This is a genomic window from Methanobacterium paludis (assembly GCF_000214725.1).
Taxonomy (GTDB): Archaea; Methanobacteriota; Methanobacteria; order Methanobacteriales; family Methanobacteriaceae; genus Methanobacterium_C; species Methanobacterium_C paludis.
Window position 1 is genome coordinate 1,682,710 of the sequence record NC_015574.1, and the last position, 22,305, is coordinate 1,705,014.

Annotated in this window: 20 protein-coding genes; 8 read left to right on the forward strand and 12 right to left on the reverse strand. The window is 33.8% G+C overall.

The window, feature by feature from the left end; genetic code table 11:
- Positions 1 to 38 precede the first annotated feature (38 nt).
- The 8 genes from MSWAN_RS07780 to MSWAN_RS07815 all read right to left on the reverse strand — a co-directional run bounded on the left by MSWAN_RS07780 (position 39) and on the right by MSWAN_RS07815 (position 7,305).
- Positions 39 to 1,274: a methanogenesis marker 15 protein gene (locus tag MSWAN_RS07780; RefSeq protein WP_013826080.1), complete on the reverse strand. Its 1,236-nt coding sequence runs from the start codon at positions 1,272 to 1,274 to the stop codon at positions 39 to 41.
- On the reverse strand, positions 1,267 to 1,713 hold the full coding sequence (locus MSWAN_RS07785; protein ID WP_013826081.1) for a methanogenesis marker 5 protein: 447 nt from the start codon (positions 1,711 to 1,713) through the stop codon (positions 1,267 to 1,269). The genes MSWAN_RS07780 and MSWAN_RS07785 overlap by 8 nt, the downstream gene beginning before the upstream one ends.
- Entirely contained in the window at positions 1,714 to 2,091 is a 378-nt protein-coding gene (locus tag MSWAN_RS07790; RefSeq protein WP_013826082.1) for a DUF2111 domain-containing protein, read from the reverse strand. It abuts the gene before it with no gap.
- Positions 2,088 to 2,606 carry a methanogenesis marker 6 protein gene (locus tag MSWAN_RS07795; RefSeq protein WP_013826083.1) on the reverse strand — a complete coding sequence of 173 codons (519 nt, stop codon included), beginning with the start codon at positions 2,604 to 2,606 and terminating at the stop codon, positions 2,088 to 2,090. The genes MSWAN_RS07790 and MSWAN_RS07795 overlap by 4 nt, the downstream gene beginning before the upstream one ends.
- Positions 2,584 to 4,125, reverse strand: a complete 1,542-nt coding sequence (gene mmp3 / locus MSWAN_RS07800) for a methyl-coenzyme M reductase-associated protein Mmp3 (protein ID WP_013826084.1) — start codon at positions 4,123 to 4,125, stop codon at positions 2,584 to 2,586. Before mmp3 ends, MSWAN_RS07795 begins: the two co-directional genes overlap by 23 nt.
- A gap of 11 nt (positions 4,126 to 4,136) precedes the next feature.
- Entirely contained in the window at positions 4,137 to 5,135 is a 999-nt protein-coding gene (locus MSWAN_RS07805; RefSeq protein WP_013826085.1) for a methanogenesis marker 2 protein, read from the reverse strand.
- A gap of 308 nt (positions 5,136 to 5,443) precedes the next feature.
- On the reverse strand, positions 5,444 to 6,583 hold the full coding sequence (locus MSWAN_RS07810; protein WP_013826086.1) for a DUF2117 domain-containing protein: 1,140 nt from the start codon (positions 6,581 to 6,583) through the stop codon (positions 5,444 to 5,446).
- Between the two features lie 212 nt (positions 6,584 to 6,795).
- Positions 6,796 to 7,305, reverse strand: a complete 510-nt coding sequence (locus tag MSWAN_RS07815) for a PIN domain-containing protein (protein WP_013826087.1) — start codon at positions 7,303 to 7,305, stop codon at positions 6,796 to 6,798.
- 523 nt (positions 7,306 to 7,828) lie between these two features.
- On the opposite strand from MSWAN_RS07815, the gene MSWAN_RS07820 reads away from it, so the two are divergent.
- The gene (locus MSWAN_RS07820; RefSeq protein WP_013826088.1) at positions 7,829 to 8,353 is read left to right on the forward strand and encodes a MogA/MoaB family molybdenum cofactor biosynthesis protein; all 525 of its coding nucleotides are present in this window, start codon (positions 7,829 to 7,831) and stop codon (positions 8,351 to 8,353) included.
- A 168-nt stretch (positions 8,354 to 8,521) separates the two neighbouring features.
- On the opposite strand, the gene pyrE is transcribed toward MSWAN_RS07820, so the two are convergent.
- The 4 genes from pyrE to MSWAN_RS12905 all read right to left on the reverse strand — a co-directional run bounded on the left by pyrE (position 8,522) and on the right by MSWAN_RS12905 (position 10,593).
- Positions 8,522 to 9,046, reverse strand: a complete 525-nt coding sequence (gene pyrE / locus MSWAN_RS07825) for an orotate phosphoribosyltransferase (protein WP_013826089.1) — start codon at positions 9,044 to 9,046, stop codon at positions 8,522 to 8,524.
- Positions 9,047 to 9,337: 291 nt separating this feature from the next.
- Positions 9,338 to 9,481: an orotate phosphoribosyltransferase gene (locus MSWAN_RS07830; protein WP_083809381.1), complete on the reverse strand. Its 144-nt coding sequence runs from the start codon at positions 9,479 to 9,481 to the stop codon at positions 9,338 to 9,340.
- 306 nt (positions 9,482 to 9,787) lie between these two features.
- Complete coding sequence (locus MSWAN_RS07835; protein ID WP_013826090.1) at positions 9,788 to 10,039, reverse strand: PRC-barrel domain-containing protein; 252 nt, start codon at positions 10,037 to 10,039, stop codon at positions 9,788 to 9,790.
- A 380-nt stretch (positions 10,040 to 10,419) separates the two neighbouring features.
- Complete coding sequence (locus MSWAN_RS12905) at positions 10,420 to 10,593, reverse strand: symporter small accessory protein (RefSeq protein WP_154645733.1); 174 nt, start codon at positions 10,591 to 10,593, stop codon at positions 10,420 to 10,422.
- A gap of 296 nt (positions 10,594 to 10,889) precedes the next feature.
- Here MSWAN_RS12905 and MSWAN_RS07840 point away from each other — a divergent pair, with 296 nt between their 5' ends.
- The 7 genes from MSWAN_RS07840 (at position 10,890) to MSWAN_RS07865 (ending at position 22,165) form a co-directional block, all read left to right on the forward strand.
- Entirely contained in the window at positions 10,890 to 11,828 is a 939-nt protein-coding gene (locus tag MSWAN_RS07840; RefSeq protein WP_013826092.1) for a bifunctional enoyl-CoA hydratase/phosphate acetyltransferase, read from the forward strand.
- A 614-nt stretch (positions 11,829 to 12,442) separates the two neighbouring features.
- On the forward strand, positions 12,443 to 14,401 hold the full coding sequence (locus MSWAN_RS12310) for a sensor histidine kinase (RefSeq protein ID WP_052296852.1): 1,959 nt from the start codon (positions 12,443 to 12,445) through the stop codon (positions 14,399 to 14,401).
- Between the two features lie 373 nt (positions 14,402 to 14,774).
- Positions 14,775 to 15,137 (forward strand): hypothetical protein, encoded by a 363-nt coding sequence (locus MSWAN_RS07850; RefSeq protein ID WP_227716954.1) that lies wholly within the window; start codon positions 14,775 to 14,777, stop codon positions 15,135 to 15,137.
- Positions 15,138 to 15,732: 595 nt separating this feature from the next.
- Positions 15,733 to 16,071, forward strand: coding sequence for a hypothetical protein (locus MSWAN_RS12655; protein WP_144011567.1), 339 nt, complete (start codon positions 15,733 to 15,735; stop codon positions 16,069 to 16,071).
- A gap of 23 nt (positions 16,072 to 16,094) precedes the next feature.
- A complete protein-coding gene (locus MSWAN_RS07855; protein WP_144011568.1) occupies positions 16,095 to 17,321 on the forward strand; it encodes a hypothetical protein in 1,227 nt (408 codons plus the stop codon).
- 372 nt (positions 17,322 to 17,693) lie between these two features.
- Complete coding sequence (locus MSWAN_RS12315; protein ID WP_013826095.1) at positions 17,694 to 20,612, forward strand: glycosyltransferase family protein; 2,919 nt, start codon at positions 17,694 to 17,696, stop codon at positions 20,610 to 20,612.
- A 125-nt stretch (positions 20,613 to 20,737) separates the two neighbouring features.
- Positions 20,738 to 22,165, forward strand: coding sequence for a hypothetical protein (locus MSWAN_RS07865; protein WP_013826096.1), 1,428 nt, complete (start codon positions 20,738 to 20,740; stop codon positions 22,163 to 22,165).
- The last annotated feature ends 140 nt before the right edge of the window (positions 22,166 to 22,305 follow it).

Consider the following 22,305-nt stretch of genomic DNA (forward strand, 5'->3'; position numbering starts at 1 on the left):
TTAATCCATTTATGATGCTAGTTTGCATATTAACAGGTTTAAATTTTTTTATTACTTAAACCGGATACTAAAAGCGATGCACCCACAGCTCCAATGTACTGTGAGTATTCAGGAACTATGATATCTATTCCTCCGAGTATGGAGCTCATAGCATCAACAAGGCCCCCTATAAGAGATGTTCCACCAACCTGTATTAACGGTTCACGAACGTCTATTTCCTGTAACTGCTGTTCATATACCTGTTCTGCAACTGAGAAACATGCTGCTGATGCAACATCTTCTTTACGACCACCTGCTGCAAGTGATGTTACAAGGTCTTGGATACCGAAAACTATACAGTAACTGTTCAGTTCTGCCTTCTCATGGTTTCCCTTCAATGCAAGAGGTCCGAGTTCAGTTATATCAACACCTAATCTGCGGGCTGTCATTTCAAGGAACCTTCCTGATGCACCGGCACATATTCCGCCCATTGTGAAGTTGTCGGGTATTCCGTCGTTTACTGTTATGACCTTGTTGTCCATACCACCTATGTCCAGTACTGTGGCTTCTCCCTTTTGATGGCCTGCCAGGAATACAGCACCCTTTGCATTGACACTGAGCTCCTCTTGAATAAGTCCTGCGTTCATATGGTGTCCTATGGTTAACCTTCCATATCCTGTGACACCCACACCATCAACATCTTCCAGTTTGTAGCCTGTGCCCTCAAAAGCCTGGTCCATTCCAGTATTGGCTGTTTCAATTACGTCTCCTGTTGGAAGCCATCCTGTACCTATTATTTTGTTGTTCTCCATTAGTGTGGTTTTGGTCGTGGTTGAACCTGAGTCTATACCCATTGTGAGTCCTTCCTGTTTTTCACGTGCAAGTAAGCTTCTTCTTGCAACTATTGTGGATAATGCTTCCATTCGTATGAATAATTCATCTGCTTTGGTTCTTTCTGTGAATGAATAGGTTACAACAGGTAATCTTGTGTTATTCTGTATGAAACGTCTAAGCTCATTTCTAACAAGTGCTCCTTCGGCACATCTGAAGCATGTTGCTATGAAAACTGCATCTGCTTTGGTTTTTCCTTCAACTATGGACATGGCCCTTGCTATCATTAATCTTATTCCGGAGCTTGCAGCATTGAATCCAAATTTTTGGTAAGCTTCATCTATGTAGTCCAGATCAGCTTCTGGAATGATAATTTCAGCACCAAATGTTGCAGCTGCCTTTTCTATTTCTTTTTGGACACCACTGTAATCTGTTCCACAGGATATCTGAGCTATTTTAACCATTTTTTTCCTCCAGCCCATCTAAAAATGTGTTGATCTTGTTTACAACTTCTATGGTTTCATCTCTGGTTGTGGGATACTTGAGTTCCAGTAATGGGATTCCCCTTTTTCTGAGGTTGAACATTGTAAGTTCGTTGGTTCTGGCACATCCTATACAGCCAAATCCAAAAGGCGCATCTTCCATTATTATTGCTGCATCTGCTTCTTCAATTATTGGACCAAATATTGCCATTCTACCCCTGACACCTGATGGAACCTCAATTGCAGCATATTTAAGGCCTTTTATAGGATCTTCTTCGGTTATGTTGAGTGGTGGTGAATCTATCTCCACATCTGTAACTCTCTTCCTTATCTCCTTCTGTATTACCAGGGGCTCGTGTCCCCTCCTCTCAACAAGGTCTGCTAATATTAATGAATTTGGTGGGAATACTGCTACCTTCAATTAGAAGTCCCTCCTTGAACTTTCAGATTTTAATTCTGGTCTTTTCGTTATATGCATTATATCACTGTAAATTCCTTTTGTTGTATCAACAACCCCTATTGCACATATAACTTTGCCATTTTCTGTTAATGGGACAACTAAAACTGGTGTACCTTTATATGGACCCTCCTCGGGGGTTGTCTTGCATTTTTTTCCTTCTTCTAATACTTTTTCAAGGATGGGGCCTGTGTAATCATAGTCTAAAACTTCACCTTCTTCTATTCTTACGCCAGTGGAATTTTTTGTGCGCATCGTTATTGGAAGCTTATTTACAAGTTCATGGATTGCAAGTGCTATTGGTTCTATTTCCTTTCCAGTTGATGAGTGATTTATATTCATTCTTCGCTCTCCTTGTCACACTTCTTACAGATTTCTTTAAAAAGATCAATAGGCACTTTTTTCGGCTTCTCCACACTGACCTTTTTGGGATTTTGAAGTGCCTCACTCACAAAGTCCAGTAATTCGAATTCTTTCTCAAGTTGGTGGTATCCTTCCCTTGCAGCTCCTCTTTTTGCCCTGCATCTTCGTGGGTCTCCTGGTGGGAATCCTCTGTCTTTGGTGAATATGTTGCAGTAATCAAGTTTTCTTATTTTTTCTATTGCTTCTTTTACAACTTCTTCTTCACCGTTGACTATGGCCCCGTAACATGTTGATTTTATTGTTAGGGGCAACTCCATCATGTGAAGTTTTCCAATAAGTTCTGTCTGGCTTATGCTTGCAGAAGGTCCTAAAATGATCATACGGGTAACTTTTGAATCTTCACCTTTAAAACTTTCAGATTCTTTTCTAGAAGTTTCAGATATTCTAGGGTTTTTTGAAATATCAGGTCCCTTAAGATTTTTTTGTTGTGACATAAACAGTCTCCCCTTCCTTAAATTTTTTAAGATTTGCAGCTCCACCTATAAATTTCCCTAAAATGTTGGTTCCTTTAAATGGTTCTCCTGTAGGTCCGAATTCATTGTTATCTTCAAACCTTACACCAAGCATTCCAATGTTCCTCTTTGACATGTTGGTCAAACCGATTTCCCCTGCCTTTACGGAAGTTTCAGGAGTGTTTTCAGGTATAAGTCCTTTGGACTGCTTTGAATCTCCTTCAAACATTAACACATTCATTCCCGGGAATGCAAAGTGAATTTTCAGTGCCCCCACAGGTGAATCAAGGAGTCCTGTTATCTTTTTAAAGTACCACGATGATCTTGGAGCATTAGCTTCATCTAAATAAATGTGGAAAAGCTCATCTTCTTTGATACCAAATGTTTTAACCTTTTTTTGGCCGATTATGTCCATTGTGTACAATGGATCCTGAGTTACAACGATGGCATCATCATCAGTAAGCCCATCCCGCACTTGTTCAACACCCTGAGATGATAAAAATTCTTCCGCATCTTTTTGTGTCATTGAAAGAGTCATTATTCTCTTTGGATCTGTTCTTACAGTTATGTAATCGTCAGCTCTTGCCATATCCAAAAGCTGCATTCCACTATGAACTTTTCCTACAACTGTATGGGATGGCGTGGATACCCTGTCCTCTCTGTAGACATAAACGCGCCCAACACCTTTACCTCGGTTTCTAAGGGTTACTGTTCCCCTTCTTCTTTGATCTATATGTTCGGATTCCCTTTCAAGTCCCTGTAAATCATAAAATCCTACGAATGAATTTGACTCATAATCAACCTTCATTTTTCCATTTTCGGACAGTGCAAAGAAATGCTCAACAGATTGTGGAGATTTATCCGTGGGTTTTACTAAAAAGTAGGTAAATATCTCGTTTCCATCTGAAATTGGAGTATCAAGGTTGGTTATTGCAGCACTCTTTACAGTGCTCTCCCTTTCAATTACAGGTTTAACACTGTTTATCACATCATCATCAGTAAGGTCCATTATGGTCTTTTTACCACCAACAACCCTTGCAAAAACTCCTCTGTTTTCTTCAGGTGCTCCGTAAACTGCATCGTGCTTTGCCTTGCTGAATATGATATGGGTTGCATCAGCAGTGAACCCTGAAAGACTTAAAATAACATCCCATCTTTCATATTGATGTTCTTCTCTTGTGGGTGTGAGATCTGTTTTTATTGGGCCAACTGCAACCTCATTCGAGGTTGTCCATCTTATACGAATGTTTTCAAATTCCTTGTAATGGGCTTTCCACGTCTTTACCAGATTTTCAGGGCCTTCAGGTAAAATTTCTATTATTATGCTTCCTTTACCTGTTTTCATGCTGTACTTGTTTGCGTGCCTTTCAACTTCTTCTTTACCTTTTATGAGTCCCAGTACACAGCCTTCCCTGTAGGGTGCGTCTGAAGCTTTTATTGCATCCTGTATCATGGAACCCTCAGGAAGTTCTAGTTCATTCCCATTGACCTTTACAAGCATAAAATCCCCTCTTAAGACCTATTTTCGGACTTTTTTTCCTTAATACCCATTATTTTATCAACATTAAAATCAAAAACAACCTCTTTTTGATCATCACAGGTTAAATAAAGCTTTTTATCTTCAATTATTTCTCCTGCAACATTTGATGTGATATTTACAGATTCAAGTAATTTTATACACTCATTAACATTTTCTTCCTTTACAGTTAACACAAATCCAGATCCCGGATAAAGTTTGAGCCATTCTTCCCATTCAACTGTTTCATTTCTGGGAATCCTGTTAATCTCAAGGGTTGCACCTGCCCCTGATGCTTCAAGGAGCATTCCGACCGTTCCGACCGTTCCAGGATTGCTTATATCCTTCCCTGCAGTTACAAGATGTTTTCTTGCCAGTTCATTCATGACCATTATCTGGGCTTGAACCAACTGGGGAGTTTTTGACGTGGTGGTATCCCAATTTAATGGAAATTTGGGGTGTTTTTGACCGTCGAGATCTATGGCAACAATTAATTTATCCCCAATCTCTGCTCCACAGCTGGTTATCACATCTTCACGACCTATAATTCCAGTTATGGAAACATCAAGGGCATTATAAGGCGTATCAGGATGAAAATGTCCACCTACCATAGGAACTCCAAATTTCTTTACACCGGCAGTTATTCCTTTCATTATCTCGTTACATATCCCCATATCCCGGGTTGAAAGAACGTTGGTCATTCCCATGGGTATACCTCCCATTGCTGCGATATCGTTGACATTCACAAGCACTGAGCAGTATCCTGCCCACCATGGGTCGGCCTCCATAAGCTTGCCCCACATTCCATCTGCTGCCATTAAAAGTAAATTACCATTTCCGATATCTATTGCGGAAGCATCATCTCCAAAACCTAAAAAAGTTCTTCCAGCAATATTATAAGTGTCATTAAGGACTGTTGTAACGTCCGTTATTAAATTTTTCCTTGTGATACCTTCAAAACTTTTTATAGAATTAACAATAGCTTTTAAATCCAATTGGCCACCCCAACTGTGTGTTAATAGTAAATTATTAATTTTAGATAATCATTCATAATATTCTTATTATTTAATAATGTGTTTGAGTGATATGTTTGTTTTTAAACTACTTATCACGTTATTGTTACATAAATAAGTCATTAAACATACGTAATTTGTTAATTCATCAACTATTCATTAATTCATCAAATCAAATTGAATGGTTCATAGATCAACTACTCTGATTTTAATATTCAGTTATTAATTTGATTTTAATGTTATTTGATCTTGATGATGTTGATTTAATTCAATTCATTATTTAAGCAGTTTCAGTTGTATTTTATAATATGGCTGCTGGCGCTGCTGCTTATAATCTGTAATATTTCCTTTTTAAAATTTTCGATATTTTCTATTTCTATGCTTTCTTTGCCATTGAAAAGTTCTAAAAAGATTTTTTCTCCTATAACATCATCCCATCCACTTTCAAGCTCAACTATAAGTGATCCATCCGTTTTAAACCCTTGTTCAACAACTTTGTCCAGATCACCGTCAGTGATGCCAATAATAGGAACGTTGAATCTGTACAGTATATCTGCTGCAACAAGAGTAGTGTCGTCCCCCACAGTCACAACCATGTCAAATCCCCTTAATTTGTATATATCATCTGCAGCATGGTTAAGATACGCAACGTTCCATTTAAAAGTGTTTTCTGATTTCGCATATTTAATTGGTTTAAGGATGCGCGGTTTAACTTTTGACCTTCGAAGCAATCCTGTCTTTACTATGGCATTTTCAAGGTCCACTTCACCAAGTTTTTCAACACCATGCTTTTTGAGATTTCCACCTGTTATACTCGTTATAACACCGTTTTCTGCAACCAGTGTTACATTAGAAGATGTTGATCTTCCAACCACAATTCCGTTTAGGAATATATTTTCATCAGGGGATACTCCCGCAATTTTTCTGCAGATTCTAATTGCATCCTGTCCAGTTTCCTGCCTGCAGTTTGTTTTATCCTTCATCTCTGCTTTTATCTCTTCAGGTGTCACGATTTTAAGGCCTAAAACCCGGGATATTTCCCCTGCAAACTTTACAACTTGATTTCCCCATGGAACCACACTTCCATCCTGTTCTCCAGGCCTTTCTATTTGTATAACATTGAGGTCAGATTTACATCTTCCCGAAACTTTATATCCAAATGCATGACCTGTTACACTGGATTTTCCATAGTCTAAAAGGAATATGACGTCAAAATCTTCATCCAAAAATTTGTCGATGGACTGGCTTGGAAGGAGTCTCTGGCTTATATCTATGGTAGCTTCAAGTTCTGCATCAATGACAGCTGTTCTGCCCATTGTGCCCCCTAACCTCGCTTTTACTGTCCCATAATCCCTAAGAATATCCAAAATTTTTACCGCATATCCTGAATCCAGCATCTGCGGCCCGTGAACAACTACACCTATCCTCATTAGTCTCCCCTACAATTACCATGTCTTTATAAGTATAATCCGTTTGTTATAATGTTTGAATCATAGTTTAATAATTTGCTAAACAACTAGCTGTGAGAAGGAATTAATTATCTTCCATTTATAAAAATAAAAGATTATACTGCTTTTATAACGATCTAAATTTATTATAAGGTTTGAATTTGAAAAGTTGAATTTTTATTTGTGATAGTTAATTATCGGTTCTTTTTTACCCTTTTTCGGATAACACGAGTGCCACATATCTCACATTCATCAAACTTATATTCAGGAGGGTATTTTTTTTTACATCCCTTGCATATCTTAACCCAACCAACTATTTCCTTTATTCCTTCGGTTAAAACACTTCTGTAAGGCATTCCAATAATTTTAAGGACATTTTGCATAGAATAATCGTCTGTCACCAAAGTGGGATTAAATCCCTTATTTTTAAGCGTAACCGCTAATGCTATGATGTTTTTATCAACATCAGAAAGCCTTAATATGTCCCCTGACTCTCTTAGAACCTTACCAAGTTTTTCAACACCCTCAGAATCAGGATCTTGTATCTCAATGTGCCCATCTTCGATGGCTGATTGAAGCATTATTTTTGATTTTAAATCCTTAATCTCAGATGTAACGTCAGATGTTGTGAAATTCATAGTTTTTTTAGAGTAGAATCCTCCTATTATTGCGGAGGCATCCAGAACGTATACTCTGTTTTGCATGTTGTTTTGCATTGATTTTGGTTATCTACCTTTTCGTATTTATATTAACCACATCAGCTTTATAGATGATTAAATGAAAAAGAAAGATTTTAGATAGCTTATTTTAATGAATTGACCATTATATATGCGCTTTATAATTTAAAAACATGCTGTGCAAAAGGTTTTTATGTTATAAAAAAGAAAAATTATGGTTGAGGGAGGGTAAAATTAGACTCCTTTTTAATTTTTCGCAAAGAAAAAACCGCCTCCGATTTGGACCTAATGCCCTCCCTTCATTTAACAACATTAAAGAAAAGTTCTTAAATATTTTTTCTTAAATTTTTAGTAGTGGGAAACAAGGACCAAACAAAAGGTTATCAAACTTTTTTTAGTATCCACTTTTATCTGTTGTCTGTATTTACTTTTATCTAATAGAACATAGTAACTCCATAATATAAATTTTTTTCGTTTTATCCCCACATATTGAAAAAAATTTAGTAAATTGATGAGAAAACTGCATTTTGTAGAAAATTAAGGTGAATATATGAAAAGTAAAAGTATGGAAACCCACAAAAAAAATGCGCCAAAATCTGTGAAAACAGCAGTTATAACCTTAAGCGACTCAAAATATAAGGATTTTCTGGAATCAAAAGACACAGATATATCTGGAAAACTCATAAAGGATGCATTGGAAACTAAACATAACGTTGCACTTTACCGTGTGATACCTGATGATTCAAAGCTATTATTAGCCAACATTGGAGACATAATAGAAAAATATGATGTTGATGTGATAATGACAACAGGAGGAACAGGAATAGGTGTTAGGGACGTAACCATCGAAACTTTAAAACCCCTATTTAATAAGGAATTAAATGGTTTCGGAGAAATATTCCGATACGAATCTTATAAAGAGCTTGGAACAGGTGCAATTATGAGTAGGGCTACTGCAGGAGTTTACAAAGACACATTAATTGTAGCAATGCCCGGTTCTCCAAATGCTGTTAGTCTGGGTTTAAAAATAATTTTGCCAGAATTAGGGCATCTTGTTAAACATATACACGAATGAAAGATGTTAAAATTAAAATTGTTGGAATAAATAAATTCCTTTTTAATTAACTTAGTATATAACTATTTTTTATACTTTTTTTTATTAGTTCAACCAACTAAAACAAATATTGAACAAATGAACATAAATTGAACAAATGAACATAAAAATCATGTTTTTACTATATTTTTAAAAATCATTGATTGAAACTAAAGGTTCGAGATCTATTCCATTCCTCTTCAGGTTTTCAAGAGCTCCTTCAGACCTGTCAACCACTACAAATGCTCTTTTAACAAGGCCCCCATTCTCTGAAACTGCTTTAATGGCATTTATAAGTGAGTTACCTGTTGTTGTTACATCTTCAACAACTACAACCACATCTTCAGTCTCCAAGTCGCCTTCTATTAACTTAGATGTACCGTAACCCTTTTTTGCTTTACGTATCATCAACATTGGAATTTCAGACTTTAAAGAAATTGCTGTTACAATTGGTATTGCTCCAAGGGCAGGACCTGCTATTTTATCTGTCCCAGTCTTATCTATTCTTTCAGATATTATCTCTGCAACTTTGGAAAGTATTTTAGGGTCTGTTACAGCCCTTTTCATGTCCACGTAGTAATCGCTCTTTTTACCTGAGGAAAGAGTAAATTTTCCGAATTTTATGACCTCATTTTCCTTTAGAAGTTCTATGAGTTCTTCTTTTTTGTTTCCCATTCTTCTCGCTCATATTGTTATTATAAAAGTATTTTACTTTTTAAGTAATATAATCAATAGTTTTAGATTAATTAAAACCAATTATTTTAGCTTTAGGTTTAATTAAAATCCAACTATTTATCTTTAGATATTAATTACAACCCATTATTACATTTAAGTCATTTATAATCAGTTGTTTATCTATCTTTAATCTGATAGTGCTATGATTAAAAGTATGATTAGATTTTTTTTGTTTTAAAGTGTGACGTGAATCGTAAGTATTTAATAGCCTCCACTGATTCGTGATGGCTGTCATGGTTCTTTTAGTTTGGTGAGATTTTTACATGGCTTGCAAACGCTCTTTTCAACATCATAGCAATTTTTGCATACGATTCTTCCACATAATGAACATGTGTACATCTTATCTGCTTTACCACATATGCTACAGATTCCCATGATCTCCAAAACAAAACACGCCCAATTTGCCCATATTTAATTTCTTAGCTCAATTTATAATTATCTAATCCTTAGTTCTTATCTAATCCATTAATCTTCTTTATTTTAATCCAGATACTAATCCAGATACTAATCCAGATTTATTAATCCAATTTAATCCATATTTTTATAATATGGAGATTTGTTATCGGGATTTATAATGAATTTTAAATTATAATCACAATTATCTTAATTTACAAGCTTAATCTGTGTTTATAAATCCCCAACTTAATTTCTATAATCCAAGTTTTCTCACATTTCAATGGATTATATCTCAAGTTCACTTTCTTCAATTCCACTTTTAAGAAGTATTTTGTCCCCGATCTTTTTCACCATTTCATACGGCACTATTGTTTCGCCTTTTGAAATTCCAAGGCCCTCAGATATTCCGCCTTTTCCAAGTATGAATGATTCTATTCTCTGGGTTTCAATGTCTATTTCAACATCTTTTACCTTTCCAATTATAATTGCAGAACTATCCAAAACTTCTTTTCCAATAACTTCTTCTATTATTCTCATGATATCACCTTTACTTGATAAGTTGCAGGTAAAATCCTAAATATGAAGCCATTTTTGCAACTCTTTAACATTATTAACTAGGTCACAATTGGTACTTATAGTTTTTATACTTTCTTCTTATCCAGATAGAACTATAATAATTAATAATGATTTAATCATGGATTTCAAGATTTTATTCATGGAGATTTTATTCATGGAATTAAAATACTAAAAGTAAACATTGTGGAAAGTTACGAATGAAATTTCCATGTTTATACAGATAATTCCTGTTTTATATAGATAATTGGAGAAAACTGAAAAATCTCCATTTCACATCAAAATAAGAATAGAATTATAATATTGAATGGATTTAAAAGAAGACAAGCAAAACAGATCATGCCTCACAAACATGACTCATCTTCATCTTCCCCACCTTTATTCCAGTTCAATATACCATAAACTACACATAAAAGCGTTGCAAGTATACAAAGGATATAACCGCCCCAAATCCAGGGATCTGCAATTCCTAAAACCACCACTTTTTCACCTCCACTCCAATTAATCTGTATCTGCACATTATTTTCACTGAAATTCTTCTATTCAACTTTATAGGACTATCAATTATAAATAACTATGAAATATTTTAAAATGTATCTAAATTAAATATGATAAAAAACATAATTTATCTTAATAGACTGTCATACTTAACGATTTGCTTATAAACCCTTAATAGGACATTATAAGCCTACTCAAATTTCAATTTAAGCTATAAAACAATCACAAAACCAATTTCATAGTTGTATCTCAAATTTTACTCATTTAAAGTCTAATAAAATCCTTTTAAAAACCAGTTTAAGAGGTGAATTAACTGATCACGAGTTTCAAACAGGTATTTGAAAAAATAAAATCACACCCTAAAAAGCAGATCTCTGTGGCTGCTGCACAGGATCCAACCGTTCTTGAAGCTGTTACAAAAGCCAAAGAACTGGACATAGCAGATTACATCCTTGTTGGGGATAAAAAAGAAATAATTAAAACTGCAGAAAGTAATGGATTGAAACTTGAAGAAAACAAGATATACAACGAACCAAACGACTTGAACGCCATAAAAAAGGCTGTTAAACTTGTAAGTGAGAACAGGGCAGATATTCTCATGAAGGGTATGGTGCACACAGATGATTTCCTCCGAGGAGTGCTGGACAAAAAAGCAGGTTTGCGCAGCGGGAAACTGATGAGCCACGTTAATGTGCTTGAAAGCTCAGCACTGAATCGTATGTTATTTGTAACCGATGGGGCAATGAACATAGCCCCAGATATCGATGCCAAATGCAGTATAATCCTCAACGCCATTTACCTTGCAAACATATTCAGCATAAACGATCCAAAAGTTGCAGTTACAACAGCAGTAGAGCTTGCAAACCCCAAAATGCCATCAACCCTCGATGCTGCAGTTTTAGCCAAAATGAGTCAGCGCGGACAGTTCAGCGGCAAAATAATAGACGGCCCATTTGCACTTGACAACGCCATTAACCCTTGGGCAGCTGCACATAAGGGTATAAAAGGACCCGTGGCAGGCCAGGCAGATATAATCGTTGTACCTTCAATTGAAGCTGGAAGTATGTTAGCCAAGGCACATGTCTATTTAACAAACGGAAGTTTAGCTGGTGTTTTAGTTGGGGCTCGGGCACCTGTGGTTTTAACCTCCCGCGCTGATACCGCCCAATCAAAGTTAAATTCAATTGCAACTGCCATACTGATGGCAGATATGCATCGTGCACTGACCACCAAATTTGGGAAGGTACACTACTAATTGATTGAAACTTAGGATTAGAAATCAAGGATCTGTTTAAATGTATATTACTTAACGATTACGACTACTATCTGCTGATCAAAACCTTTCTTTTTAAATATTAATTTAAACCCCTCTTTTTAAACATTAAATCTTTAATTCATATTCTTTTCATGGATAATCTATTTTAGTGTTATAGATGAAAAAATGAAGTTGAAAAATTGCAAAACAAAAGTAACAATTAATTCAAGTACATTGTAACAAAATTCCAACATAAAATTTGGTATAAAATCTAATGAAAATTTTCAAAAAAGACCTTTTTTATTCCTTTCTTAGATTCCCATATAATAATACCAAATAACAGCATACTCTTTAGAAAATTATATTACGTATATTTAAATAACCAATTATTGTATAATAAAATAGAATCAATCAAAATTTGAATTAAAGCTGAAACACGCTCTTTGAAGAATTTTGTCAAATTAAATAAGTAACAATATCCTGAAGTAACAATATCCTGCTTTATCTGGTTACAAGACTATAAAGGAAACCAAAAATGTTAATGGGACATTAAAATGCATGCTTATAAAAATACAAATAGTCTAAAACCTTTTATTATCCTGTTAAGTGGTATTTTGATTGTTTTATCTGTTTTACCCATTTATTTAGGGATTAACACTTTATCAGCAAAGGTTTTTGGAGATTTTAGCATAGTTATAATGAACCTTTTAGCCTTGGGCATATTAATATACACAGCATGGTTGTCGTTTAAAAATAACAAAGGAACTTACAAACCATGGTTGATGTTCGTTATAGGTCAATCCTTTTATGCCCTTGCTGAACTGCTTTATCTGGCATCGGATTTCTCCACAAACAATTATTCATTGATAGCTGATCCAACATTTATGATTACTTATCCCTTTTTTATCATAGGCATTTTATTATTCATTAAAAAACCTTTTAAGCTCCAAACTAAGGTTTTTTTGGATCTGATCATCACAATAGCATCAACCTTTTTCATACTCTATTTTTTATTGATAGAACCCAGAATTCAACTTAAAGGTTTATTATCAACATTTTCAGGTTTACTTTACATTTTTTTAGATATTTCACTCCTATTTGTGGTACTGACCTTACTTGTGAGCAAAAACAAGAAAATTTCTGAGTTAACTGTTCTGTTTTTATTAGCAACTGTATTCTCTCAGATTTTGGGTGATTTGGTCTTTGCTTATAACAATCTAGATCCAAACTTATTTTATCAGTGGTTAAGCACCATCATGTACATGTTAAGTCCATCATTTACAGCTTTAGCAGCAGTATCCTTTGTTAAAAATGTTAATTTAGACTTAAGTTTAACATCGTTTTCTAAAATTCTGAAACCTGAAAGAAGTTGGCAATCGTACATACCATTAGTATTAGTTCTTTTTACTTACAGTCTTCTGTTTATCTCAAAAACAGTTGACAAAGTTTTAATAGGATGTGTGGGAGTTATAATAACTTTAATAGTCATACGCGAATTGATTTCATTGGATGAGCTAAAAAAGACCCACAAAGATCTAAAGAAAAACAAAGAATTGATCGAAAAAAGTGAGCAGCAGCTTAATTTCATATCTTCCAACATGATGGACCTTATAACAGAATCAAACGAAGCATTTGTCTACAAATATGTTAATAATTCTTCCCATAGTTTTTTAGGTTATAAACCCGAGGAAATAATGGGAAACAATTTATACGATTTTGTTTATCCAGAAGATGTGGAAATCGTCCAGAGATCCGTTGAAACAGCAATAAAAAATCATTCAAGTGAAAGAGTGCAGTATCGCTGTAAAAAGTCTGCAGGAGATCATGTTTGGGTTGAAACAATAAGAAAACCTATTTTTAATAATGAAAATAAATTTAAAGGTTTTATATGCAGCACCAGAGATATCAGTGCGCAGAAAGAAAATGAAATAATTGTTCAGGATTCATTAAAAGAGAAGGAGATGCTTTTAAGAGAGATACATCACAGGGTGAAAAACAACCTTCAGATCGTGTCGAGTTTACTCAATTTACAGAGCTACCATGTAGATGAAGAAGAAGCTTTGGATGTTTTAACGGAGAGCAAGAATCGAATCAAAACCATGGCGTTAGTTCATGAAGAACTCTACAGATCACCCAACCTCACCAACATCAGTTTCAATGAGTATCTGGAAAGGTTAGTTTCCAACTTATTCTACTCTTACGGAATTAACAAACAAAATATCACACCTAAATTTCATATGGAAGAGATTAAAATCGGTATCGATACTGCCATACCATGCGGACTTATTGTTAACGAGCTTGTGACCAACAGTCTGAAATATGCATTTACAGACGATATGACCGGAAATATTGAGGTTAATTTAAAAGCAGATGGCGACATGTACGCAATGAAAGTTGCTGACAATGGTGTAGGTTTACCTGCAGATATTGAACCTGAAAATGTAGAAACTCTGGGTTTGCAGCTGGTCGCCAACCTGGTAAAACAGTTAGACGGTAACTTTGAGATCAACAGAGCTAATGGCACAGAATTCCAAATTACATTCCCTGAACAGGAATATACAAAGAGAGTTTAGATACTAATAGCTTGAGACAATTGGATCAATCTAGCTAAAAGACAATTGGATCAAAATAAAAGGACCAAAATAAAAGACCATCGGATCAGATCTCTAGTTAAAATTGTTCTATAAAATTTAAAACGTCCATAAAAGTTAAAAGTGTTTATAAATAAGTTTTTATTTCAATTAAAAAGAATATTAAACATTTAAATGAAAAAATAACATTTTATATTCCGCATTAGAACATTTGCCAAACTTCTAACTTACGTGAGACAAAGTTTCTAGTTCATTATATTAATCTAAAAAAACAAACAATTATGCATTCAGAGTTTGATCTATAATCGATGAGTTGATCTATGATTAATAGTAAAAAAGATAAGTAAAAAAAAGGGTGATTGTTTTGGTAAGGGTTTCAAAGCCAATAACATTTAGTCGAGAGCTAAAAGATTTTAAAACCGATTTAATAGTTCCAAAAGACTTTGTTAAGGATTTTCATTTTTCCAGCGAAGAACATCTAATGATAATGCTTCGTGTTGTGGGACCTGACACGACAAAGGTTATAGATTTCTTTGAAGATGGTGAAGGGGAACTTTTCGACTTAAAAACCATTGAAGATGGCATGGGAAAAGAAATATCGGATGAATTCTTACTGGTTTACATGTATATAGATGAAGGACCTCCACTTTCTGTTGATATAGATATAGAGAACCCTATTGTCAGGGTGATTCTGGACTTCCAGAGAAAAAACGTTTGATCTGGCATTCCCAGCATTGAACAGGATCTCAAAGTAGAGAAATTATAAGAGAAGCTGTTATAGTTAGATTCTTTAGTTACTTCATGGTTTCTTCATATGCATTTTCAAATACACTCTGAAGTTCATGGGCGCTTCACTTTTCTATTTTTGCCCTTTTCTATTTCTGCAGTGTTTTTAATAGGATATATAGGATAATTTTATTTGAATTTCAAAGATTATTAAATTTTATCTGCTAGGATGCAAACTAAGTCTCTGCATATCTAATTAATTGTATCACATATTTTTTTTAGCTTTAATTTAAATAGTTATGATGAAATGGAAATATTTTTATGTATAAAGCCCGGAATAGAAATATGGAGTTTAAAGATCTTATATAACCCTTAACAACATGGATCATTCCATGATTAGGACTATGAAATCTGTTGAAAACATCATAAATGGAGAAGTTCAAAAGGACAACTTTTGGAATGTTAACATTGCATAATAATCTTGAGGAATTCCTCAAAACTCCTGTTTTTACAATTAAATAGTGTTGCAGGCATAGATTCAAATTAACTTGTACAAAAAAAGGGATTAATATTTAAGGGATTGAAAAATGCACATATTAAACAGAGATATCACACTAAACAAAGCAGTGCTCAGCTCAAGATTTGATCTTAGACTGATCCTTGTTTTAATTACTTATACCATATTAGGTATTATTCTTTTTAGATACTATCAATACCAGATTAGCTCTGATGGAATAGGATACATCAGTATTGCTAAATCATATATGTCTGGAAATTTTTATGGAGCTATAAGTGATTATTGGGGGCCCCTTATATCATGGTTATTGATACCATTCCTGTTCTTATTTGGACAAACACCTGTGACTGTGTTACATTCAACCAAGATACTGTCTTTAATTATAGGGTTTTTCACAATAACGGTTTAAAACAGCTTTCTTACAGATTTAAGATGGATGAAGTCATTAGAACCGTAATCCTCTTTACAATGATCCCTGTTGTACTTTACTTCGCTTTAAGTATGACCACACCAGATCTGCTAATGGTCTGCGTTCTTGTTTATTATTTAGCAATAATATTTAATCCTAAATATCCTAATAAATTGTCTAACGGAGCATTATGTGGAATATTTGGTGCATTGGCTTATTTATCTAAAAGTTATGGATTTACATTTTTCATTGCCAGTTTCCTGATCTTAAACTTCTTCCAATACTTCATGGATTCAGATAAAATTAGAAGAAGAAAAGTACTAAAAAATCTTATTTTAGGATTTATCGTATTTTTAATGATAAGTGGAATTTGGATAGGTTTAATAAGCAGTAAAGATCAAAAATTAACATTTGGAACATCCGGTGAATATAATCACGCAATTGTTGGTCCTCAATCACAATTACACACCAATTACTCCCAGGAACTTTATAAAGTAGGTCCCGCTGCTAATCCAATTATCTCAAAACAGTGGAGTCCCTTTTCATCGTTGAACAACTTCAAATATCAATTGAGTTTGATATGGAACAATATCTTAAAAACGGGAGTCATACTCAATTCTTTCTCGTACCTGGCTCTTATAATACTTTTAGCTTATATTTTGATGTGTATTCAACCGCCTCGCAAGCTAATTTCACAAAATGAAGTACTATATCCTTTGATAACATTACTCATCTGTGCTGGCGGCTACGTAATGATCGTTGTTGAAGAACGATATATATGGCTTATTTATGTTCTTTTGATATTCATGGGCGGATATTTAATTAATCTACTCTTTAAAACAGATTTCTTTACAAAAGAGAAGTTTGCGAGTACAAGAAAAACAGTGCTTTTAATAATTTTTGCACTTTCATTTGTGATAATGCCTGCAAATTATCTGGTTCACCATGTTAATACTGGAGAAGATATTTACACATTAAGTAATACTTTAACGAACCAATACGGAGTTCATGGTAACGTAGTGACTAACGATAGGTCAAAAATGAGATATTTGTCATATTACATGAATGTTACCTTTTATGGTCCGGCACAAAAAAATATTAGTTCTGAAGAACTTCAAAATGAGTCACAGGAATATGGAATTGATTACTACTTTGTTTGGGACTCAAACCAGTCAACTAATTTAACAGGTTATAATGACATAATCAATGGAAAAATAAAGAATTTGAAGATATATGCTGTAAATGGATGATCTTTTTTCATATTTTTTTTATTATAAACTCATTTTAATCAGGATCAGTTAATTTTAACCGATATTAACCACAACTGAATTTCAATTTAAAGTTTTCCCACATATTTTGGTAAAAGTTTTAATTACAATGAATTCAAATTAATTTATGAATGAAAAAAGCTGGTTATTACCGGAAATTACATTTTATTGATGTATAAAAGGAATATTTTTATATTTTAATTAGAAACATATACCTTAGTTCAACTTCAAACATTCTTTTTTAAAATTCTCACGAATTAAATTCAAATGCGGAATAATACATGTAAAGGTTATTAATAATCATTTAGCGAAAAACAAGTAGATTATTAAAATATCTATTAATGGAGACGGTGCATGGTAATTCGGTCCAAATTAAAGGAATCAAAATATTACGACCAGTTAAGAAAAGTTAGAAATGATTTTAAAGACGAGTTTAACTCATTAAAATATAAGATTAGCTCTGTTAATGTTAAAATTCTAAATTCAGTTAACTTAAGAAAATATCTCAAAAAAGAGAAAGCTCTGACCGAAAGTCAAAAAAAAGAGTTATATGAGTTTATAATAAATAAAAATACGTCATTAGTTGATTTATATTCTTTTAAAGATAATTCGCCGTTAGTTTCTATTATAATATTGAATAGGAATGGTATAAAACATTTAAAAAGGTTGTTTACGGATTTTGAAGAAAATGTCCAGTATCCAGCATATGAAATTATTGTTGTTGATAACGCATCTACAGATAAATCAGTAGACTTTTTAGAAGATCTTTCGGATGAACTGCACTTAAAAATTATTAAAAATACTGAAAATGAATCCTTCTCAAAAGCAACTAATCATGCAGCGAAAATTGCAGAAGGGGCGTATTTACTTCTTTTAAACAATGACGTTGAACCAACCTACGGCTGGCTCAACCAGATGATGCAGACTGCACTGGAGTCTGATGATACTGGGGCTGTAGGGGCAAAATTGGTCTACCCAGACTGTTCTAAATCCCATCATAATAAAAGAAATTCATTTAAAATCCAGCATACCGGAGTTGCTTTTAAGGAAGAATCTGGTTTCATCAAACCGTACAACATGGATAAAGCAGAGATCTTTGGTGAAGATGAAAAGGATACATTGAGGGCAGCAGTTACTGCAGCAGCCCTGCTCGTATCTAAAGATAAATACTGGCAAGTCAACGGAATGGGCGAAAAATACATTTACGGCTATGAAGACGTGGACTTCTGCTTAAAACTCCTAAAAAAAGGATATAAAAATATTTACTGCCCAAAGGCACTTTTATTCCACTATGAATTTGGAACACAGGAAAAAAATAAGAATAAAGAAATTAAAAACAGGCGCTTAAACAATCAAAAATTGTTCCGTCAAAAATGGAACAGCTGGCTTCGCAGGAAACTTTTGATGGATAAATTAAACAACGATCTTCTGTTTTCTGAAAAACCGTTAAAAGTTGCATTTGCAGTTACAGAGACTGGAAAAGATAGTTCTGCAGGGGATTACCTCACAGCATTAACATTTGGGGAAAGCCTGAAGAAATTTGGTTGGGAAATAAGTTTTCTATCACGGAAAGGACATGGAGATTGGTACGAAGTTGAAGAAGACATTGATGTTTTAATATCCATGTTAGACGCTTATAACATCAGTAAAATAAGATCAACGAATAACTTGTTGATTAAAATTGCCTGGCCACGCAACTGGATCAACAGATGGATATCTCATCCAAATTTCAAGGGTTACAATCTTGTATTTGCACCCAGTGAAACTGCTTGCAGCTACATAGAAAATAAAACTGGAATAAAAACATTATTATTACCCCTAGCAACCAACCCAACAAGATTCAACAACAACATACCTGAAAATGAAGAGTTGAAGTGTGATTACTGTTTCACAGGCAGTTACTGGGATGATCCGCGCGAAATAATCGAAATGTTAGACCCTGAAAGCTTATCTTACACCTTTAAATTGTACGGGGAAAACTGGGATAAAATTGATAAATTCAAAAACTACAATCAAGGATTCATAAATTACAGCAAAATACCAGAAGTATACAGATCCACCAAGATAGTTGTTGATGATGCCAACAGAGTAACCAAGCGTTACGGATCAGTAAACAGCAGAGTGTACGATGCCCTGGCCAGTGGAGCCCTTGTAATAACCAACGGAGAAATTGGTGCAAATGAAACGTTTGAAGGAAAAATACCTGTTTACAGAACAAAAGAAGAACTGAACAGTTTAATTGAATACTACATGTCCCATGAAGATGAAAGACGTGCAAAAATCAAGCAATTACAGAAATTTGTACTGGAAAATCATACCTACGACCACAGGGCCGAGACTCTAAAGGATGTTTTAAAGAAACATACCCTGAAAACAAAGATCGCCATTAAAATCCCTGCACCCAACTGGGAAACAATTCAGGAATGGGGAGATTATCACATGGCTTTAGGTTTGAAAAAGGAACTCGAAAAAGAAAATTGTGATGTGATCCTGCAGGTACTACCTGAATGGAATGGTGATGGTGATGCTCGTTGTGATGCCGTTATAGTTTTAAGAGGTTTAAGTAATTACCAACCTAAAAAACAGCATTTCAACATGATGTGGAACATTTCTCACCCGGATGAAATCTGTATAAACGAATATAACCAGTACGATCATGTTTTCATAGCATCCAAAATCTGGGCTGAAAAAATAGGGAAAAAAGTTGACGTTCCTGTAGAAGTCATGCTACAATGTACAGACCCTGAGCTATTCTATCCAGACCAGGATGATGATTACAAACACGACTTGCTCTTCGTTGGAAACTCCAGAAAGGTTTACAGAAAGATAATAAAAGACCTGTTACCAACAGATAAAGATCTGGCAGTTTACGGGACAAACTGGGAAGGAATTATCTCTGAAAAGTACATCAAAGGTGAGCACATACCCAACAGAGAATTAAGAAAAGCTTATTCCTCATGTAAAATTCTGCTCAACGACCACTGGGACGACATGCGAAAGGAAGGTTTCATATCAAATAGGTTATTTGATGGATTTGCAGCAGGAGCATTTATAATATCAGACAATATCCAAGGAGCTAAAAAAGTTTTTGAAGATGCATTAGTTACCTACAATAAACCCGAAGAACTCGTCTCATTAATAGCAAAATATCTAGATAATGAAGAGGAAAGAGCCAAAGAAGTTGAAAAAGGAAAAAGTATTGTTATTAAGAATCATACTTTCCAAAAAAGAACTGAACGTATTTTAGAGATTTTAAATAAAAATTTATCATGAACAGAAAGTTTAATGAACCAATTTATTTAAATTTCTAGACACAAACCCCCATCTAAAATAATTAAAAAAATTTTATTTCAGGATTAAAAAAAGGTTAAAATCTTTAGATCTTACAGAGGGATACATTGATAACTTATCTAAACTACAAAGACCTAAAAATAATCAAAGATTTGAAAAAATTAGGTACGTGGAAGTTTAAGGCAACCGGAGAAGACCCTATCCTTGAAATAAGAAATTTGCCAGATAGTTTAATTCGGGATATATCTATCGTACTTAAAGCAGAGCATGGAGAGATCATAGAAGTTTATTGGAGTTATGAAAAAGATAAACAGTATTCTGATAAATTGTATTCTTCATCTTTACATCAAACACTGGAACCCGGTGTTAAAGGTACATACACGTTTTCAATAAATGCAGAAGAAAAGATTAAAAAACTTAGGATAGACCCAACAAATGCTTCTGGAATAATTGAAATTGAAGAAATCAAAATCAGAACATTTTATATTCCTCCACTTTTTGAAGAGAACTCAAAAAAGTATAATATATTAGATAAATTCATTTCAAACAACGCTAAAAAACTCAAAAAAGAAGAAACAGAAGTCCTTAAAACATACACAGAATTATTAAGCCAGAATAAATTACTCCAAAGCAGAGTAAAACAACTCGAAGAAGAAAAAGCAAAACTCGTCACTGTACCAAATTATAAAGGTATTAAAAAAATTGCTTTAAAAGGTAAAAATGGCTACTTATTTTTGGTGAATGACTCCAATCAAGAGATTAGACAGCACTTTGATAATTCATACAACAATAAATTTAATGCATATCTTTTTAAGAAAAGCTTAAAATTTAAAAAAACATTTTGTACAGACAATAATATTGAATATTCTTTTTTTATAACCCCAGACAAAAGTTTGGTTTGTAAGGACTTTTTACCCTTTGATGTTAAATTAACTAAACGTAATTACGATTCAATAAAAAATTTAGTGCCAGATTTTGTCAAAAATTTAGATCATACTTGCTATTTCAAGAATAACTCACATATTAATTATTCCGGCGGTAAAGAACTATCTTACTCTTATTTACATTATATCGATCCTAACTTTAAAAGGGACGATTTTAACAAGTTAATAGATGAACAGATACAAATTGGCAATGAATTGCACAACGGTGATCTTACAAGGGACAAAAATTGGTCTTATTCTGATGAAGAGAAAGAAGAATACCTTAAGGAGAAAGTAACAGCCTTTAAAAATGAATGTCTCATAGATTTAAGCGAAGATCTTCCTGAAAAATTTAAATTAGTAAAAACGAGAAAAACAGAACATTACAAAAATCCAGAGGGTTTAAAGAAGTTAAGGGTTTTGATCTTTAGAGACTCATCATTAGATTTTTTAAAAGATATATTATCAATTTATTTTAAGGACATCTTACTCTATTGGGATCACTGGTTTTTTAATAAGGAACTGGTTGAATGGTATAAACCCGATATTATTCTGGAAATAAGAACAGAACGATTTTTAGAGAATATGATTTACGAAATTAATAATCAATAACTCGTGTTCCTATAACTATTTGTATATTTCATAGTTTGTTTCATCAAATAGGGATGATTTATAGATTTGGAAATTAACTTTTGAAGTTCATTTTATCCTTACAGAATTTTTGTTAAAGAAACTTTTAATTAAAAAGACAA

Excerpts from the sequence above, each read along its gene's own strand:
- MSWAN_RS07780 (WP_013826080.1), bottom strand. The coding sequence starts at position 1,274 with ATGGTTAAAATAGCTCAGATATCCTGTGGAACAGATTACAGTGGTGTC.
- MSWAN_RS07790 (WP_013826082.1), bottom strand. The coding sequence starts at position 2,091 with ATGAATATAAATCACTCATCAACTGGAAAGGAAATAGAACCAATAGCA.
- MSWAN_RS07795 (WP_013826083.1), bottom strand. The coding sequence starts at position 2,606 with ATGTCACAACAAAAAAATCTTAAGGGACCTGATATTTCAAAAAACCCT.
- mmp3 (WP_013826084.1), bottom strand. The coding sequence starts at position 4,125 with ATGCTTGTAAAGGTCAATGGGAATGAACTAGAACTTCCTGAGGGTTCC.
- MSWAN_RS07810 (WP_013826086.1), bottom strand. The coding sequence starts at position 6,583 with ATGAGGATAGGTGTAGTTGTTCACGGGCCGCAGATGCTGGATTCAGGA.
- MSWAN_RS07815 (WP_013826087.1), bottom strand. The coding sequence starts at position 7,305 with ATGCAAAACAGAGTATACGTTCTGGATGCCTCCGCAATAATAGGAGGA.
- MSWAN_RS07820 (WP_013826088.1), top strand. The coding sequence starts at position 7,829 with ATGAAAAGTAAAAGTATGGAAACCCACAAAAAAAATGCGCCAAAATCT.
- pyrE (WP_013826089.1), bottom strand. The coding sequence starts at position 9,046 with ATGGGAAACAAAAAAGAAGAACTCATAGAACTTCTAAAGGAAAATGAG.
- MSWAN_RS07830 (WP_083809381.1), bottom strand. The coding sequence starts at position 9,481 with ATGGGAATCTGTAGCATATGTGGTAAAGCAGATAAGATGTACACATGT.
- MSWAN_RS07835 (WP_013826090.1), bottom strand. The coding sequence starts at position 10,039 with ATGAGAATAATAGAAGAAGTTATTGGAAAAGAAGTTTTGGATAGTTCT.
- MSWAN_RS12655 (WP_144011567.1), top strand. The coding sequence starts at position 15,733 with ATGCACATATTAAACAGAGATATCACACTAAACAAAGCAGTGCTCAGC.
- MSWAN_RS07855 (WP_144011568.1), top strand. The coding sequence starts at position 16,095 with ATGGATGAAGTCATTAGAACCGTAATCCTCTTTACAATGATCCCTGTT.
- MSWAN_RS12315 (WP_013826095.1), top strand. The coding sequence starts at position 17,694 with ATGGTAATTCGGTCCAAATTAAAGGAATCAAAATATTACGACCAGTTA.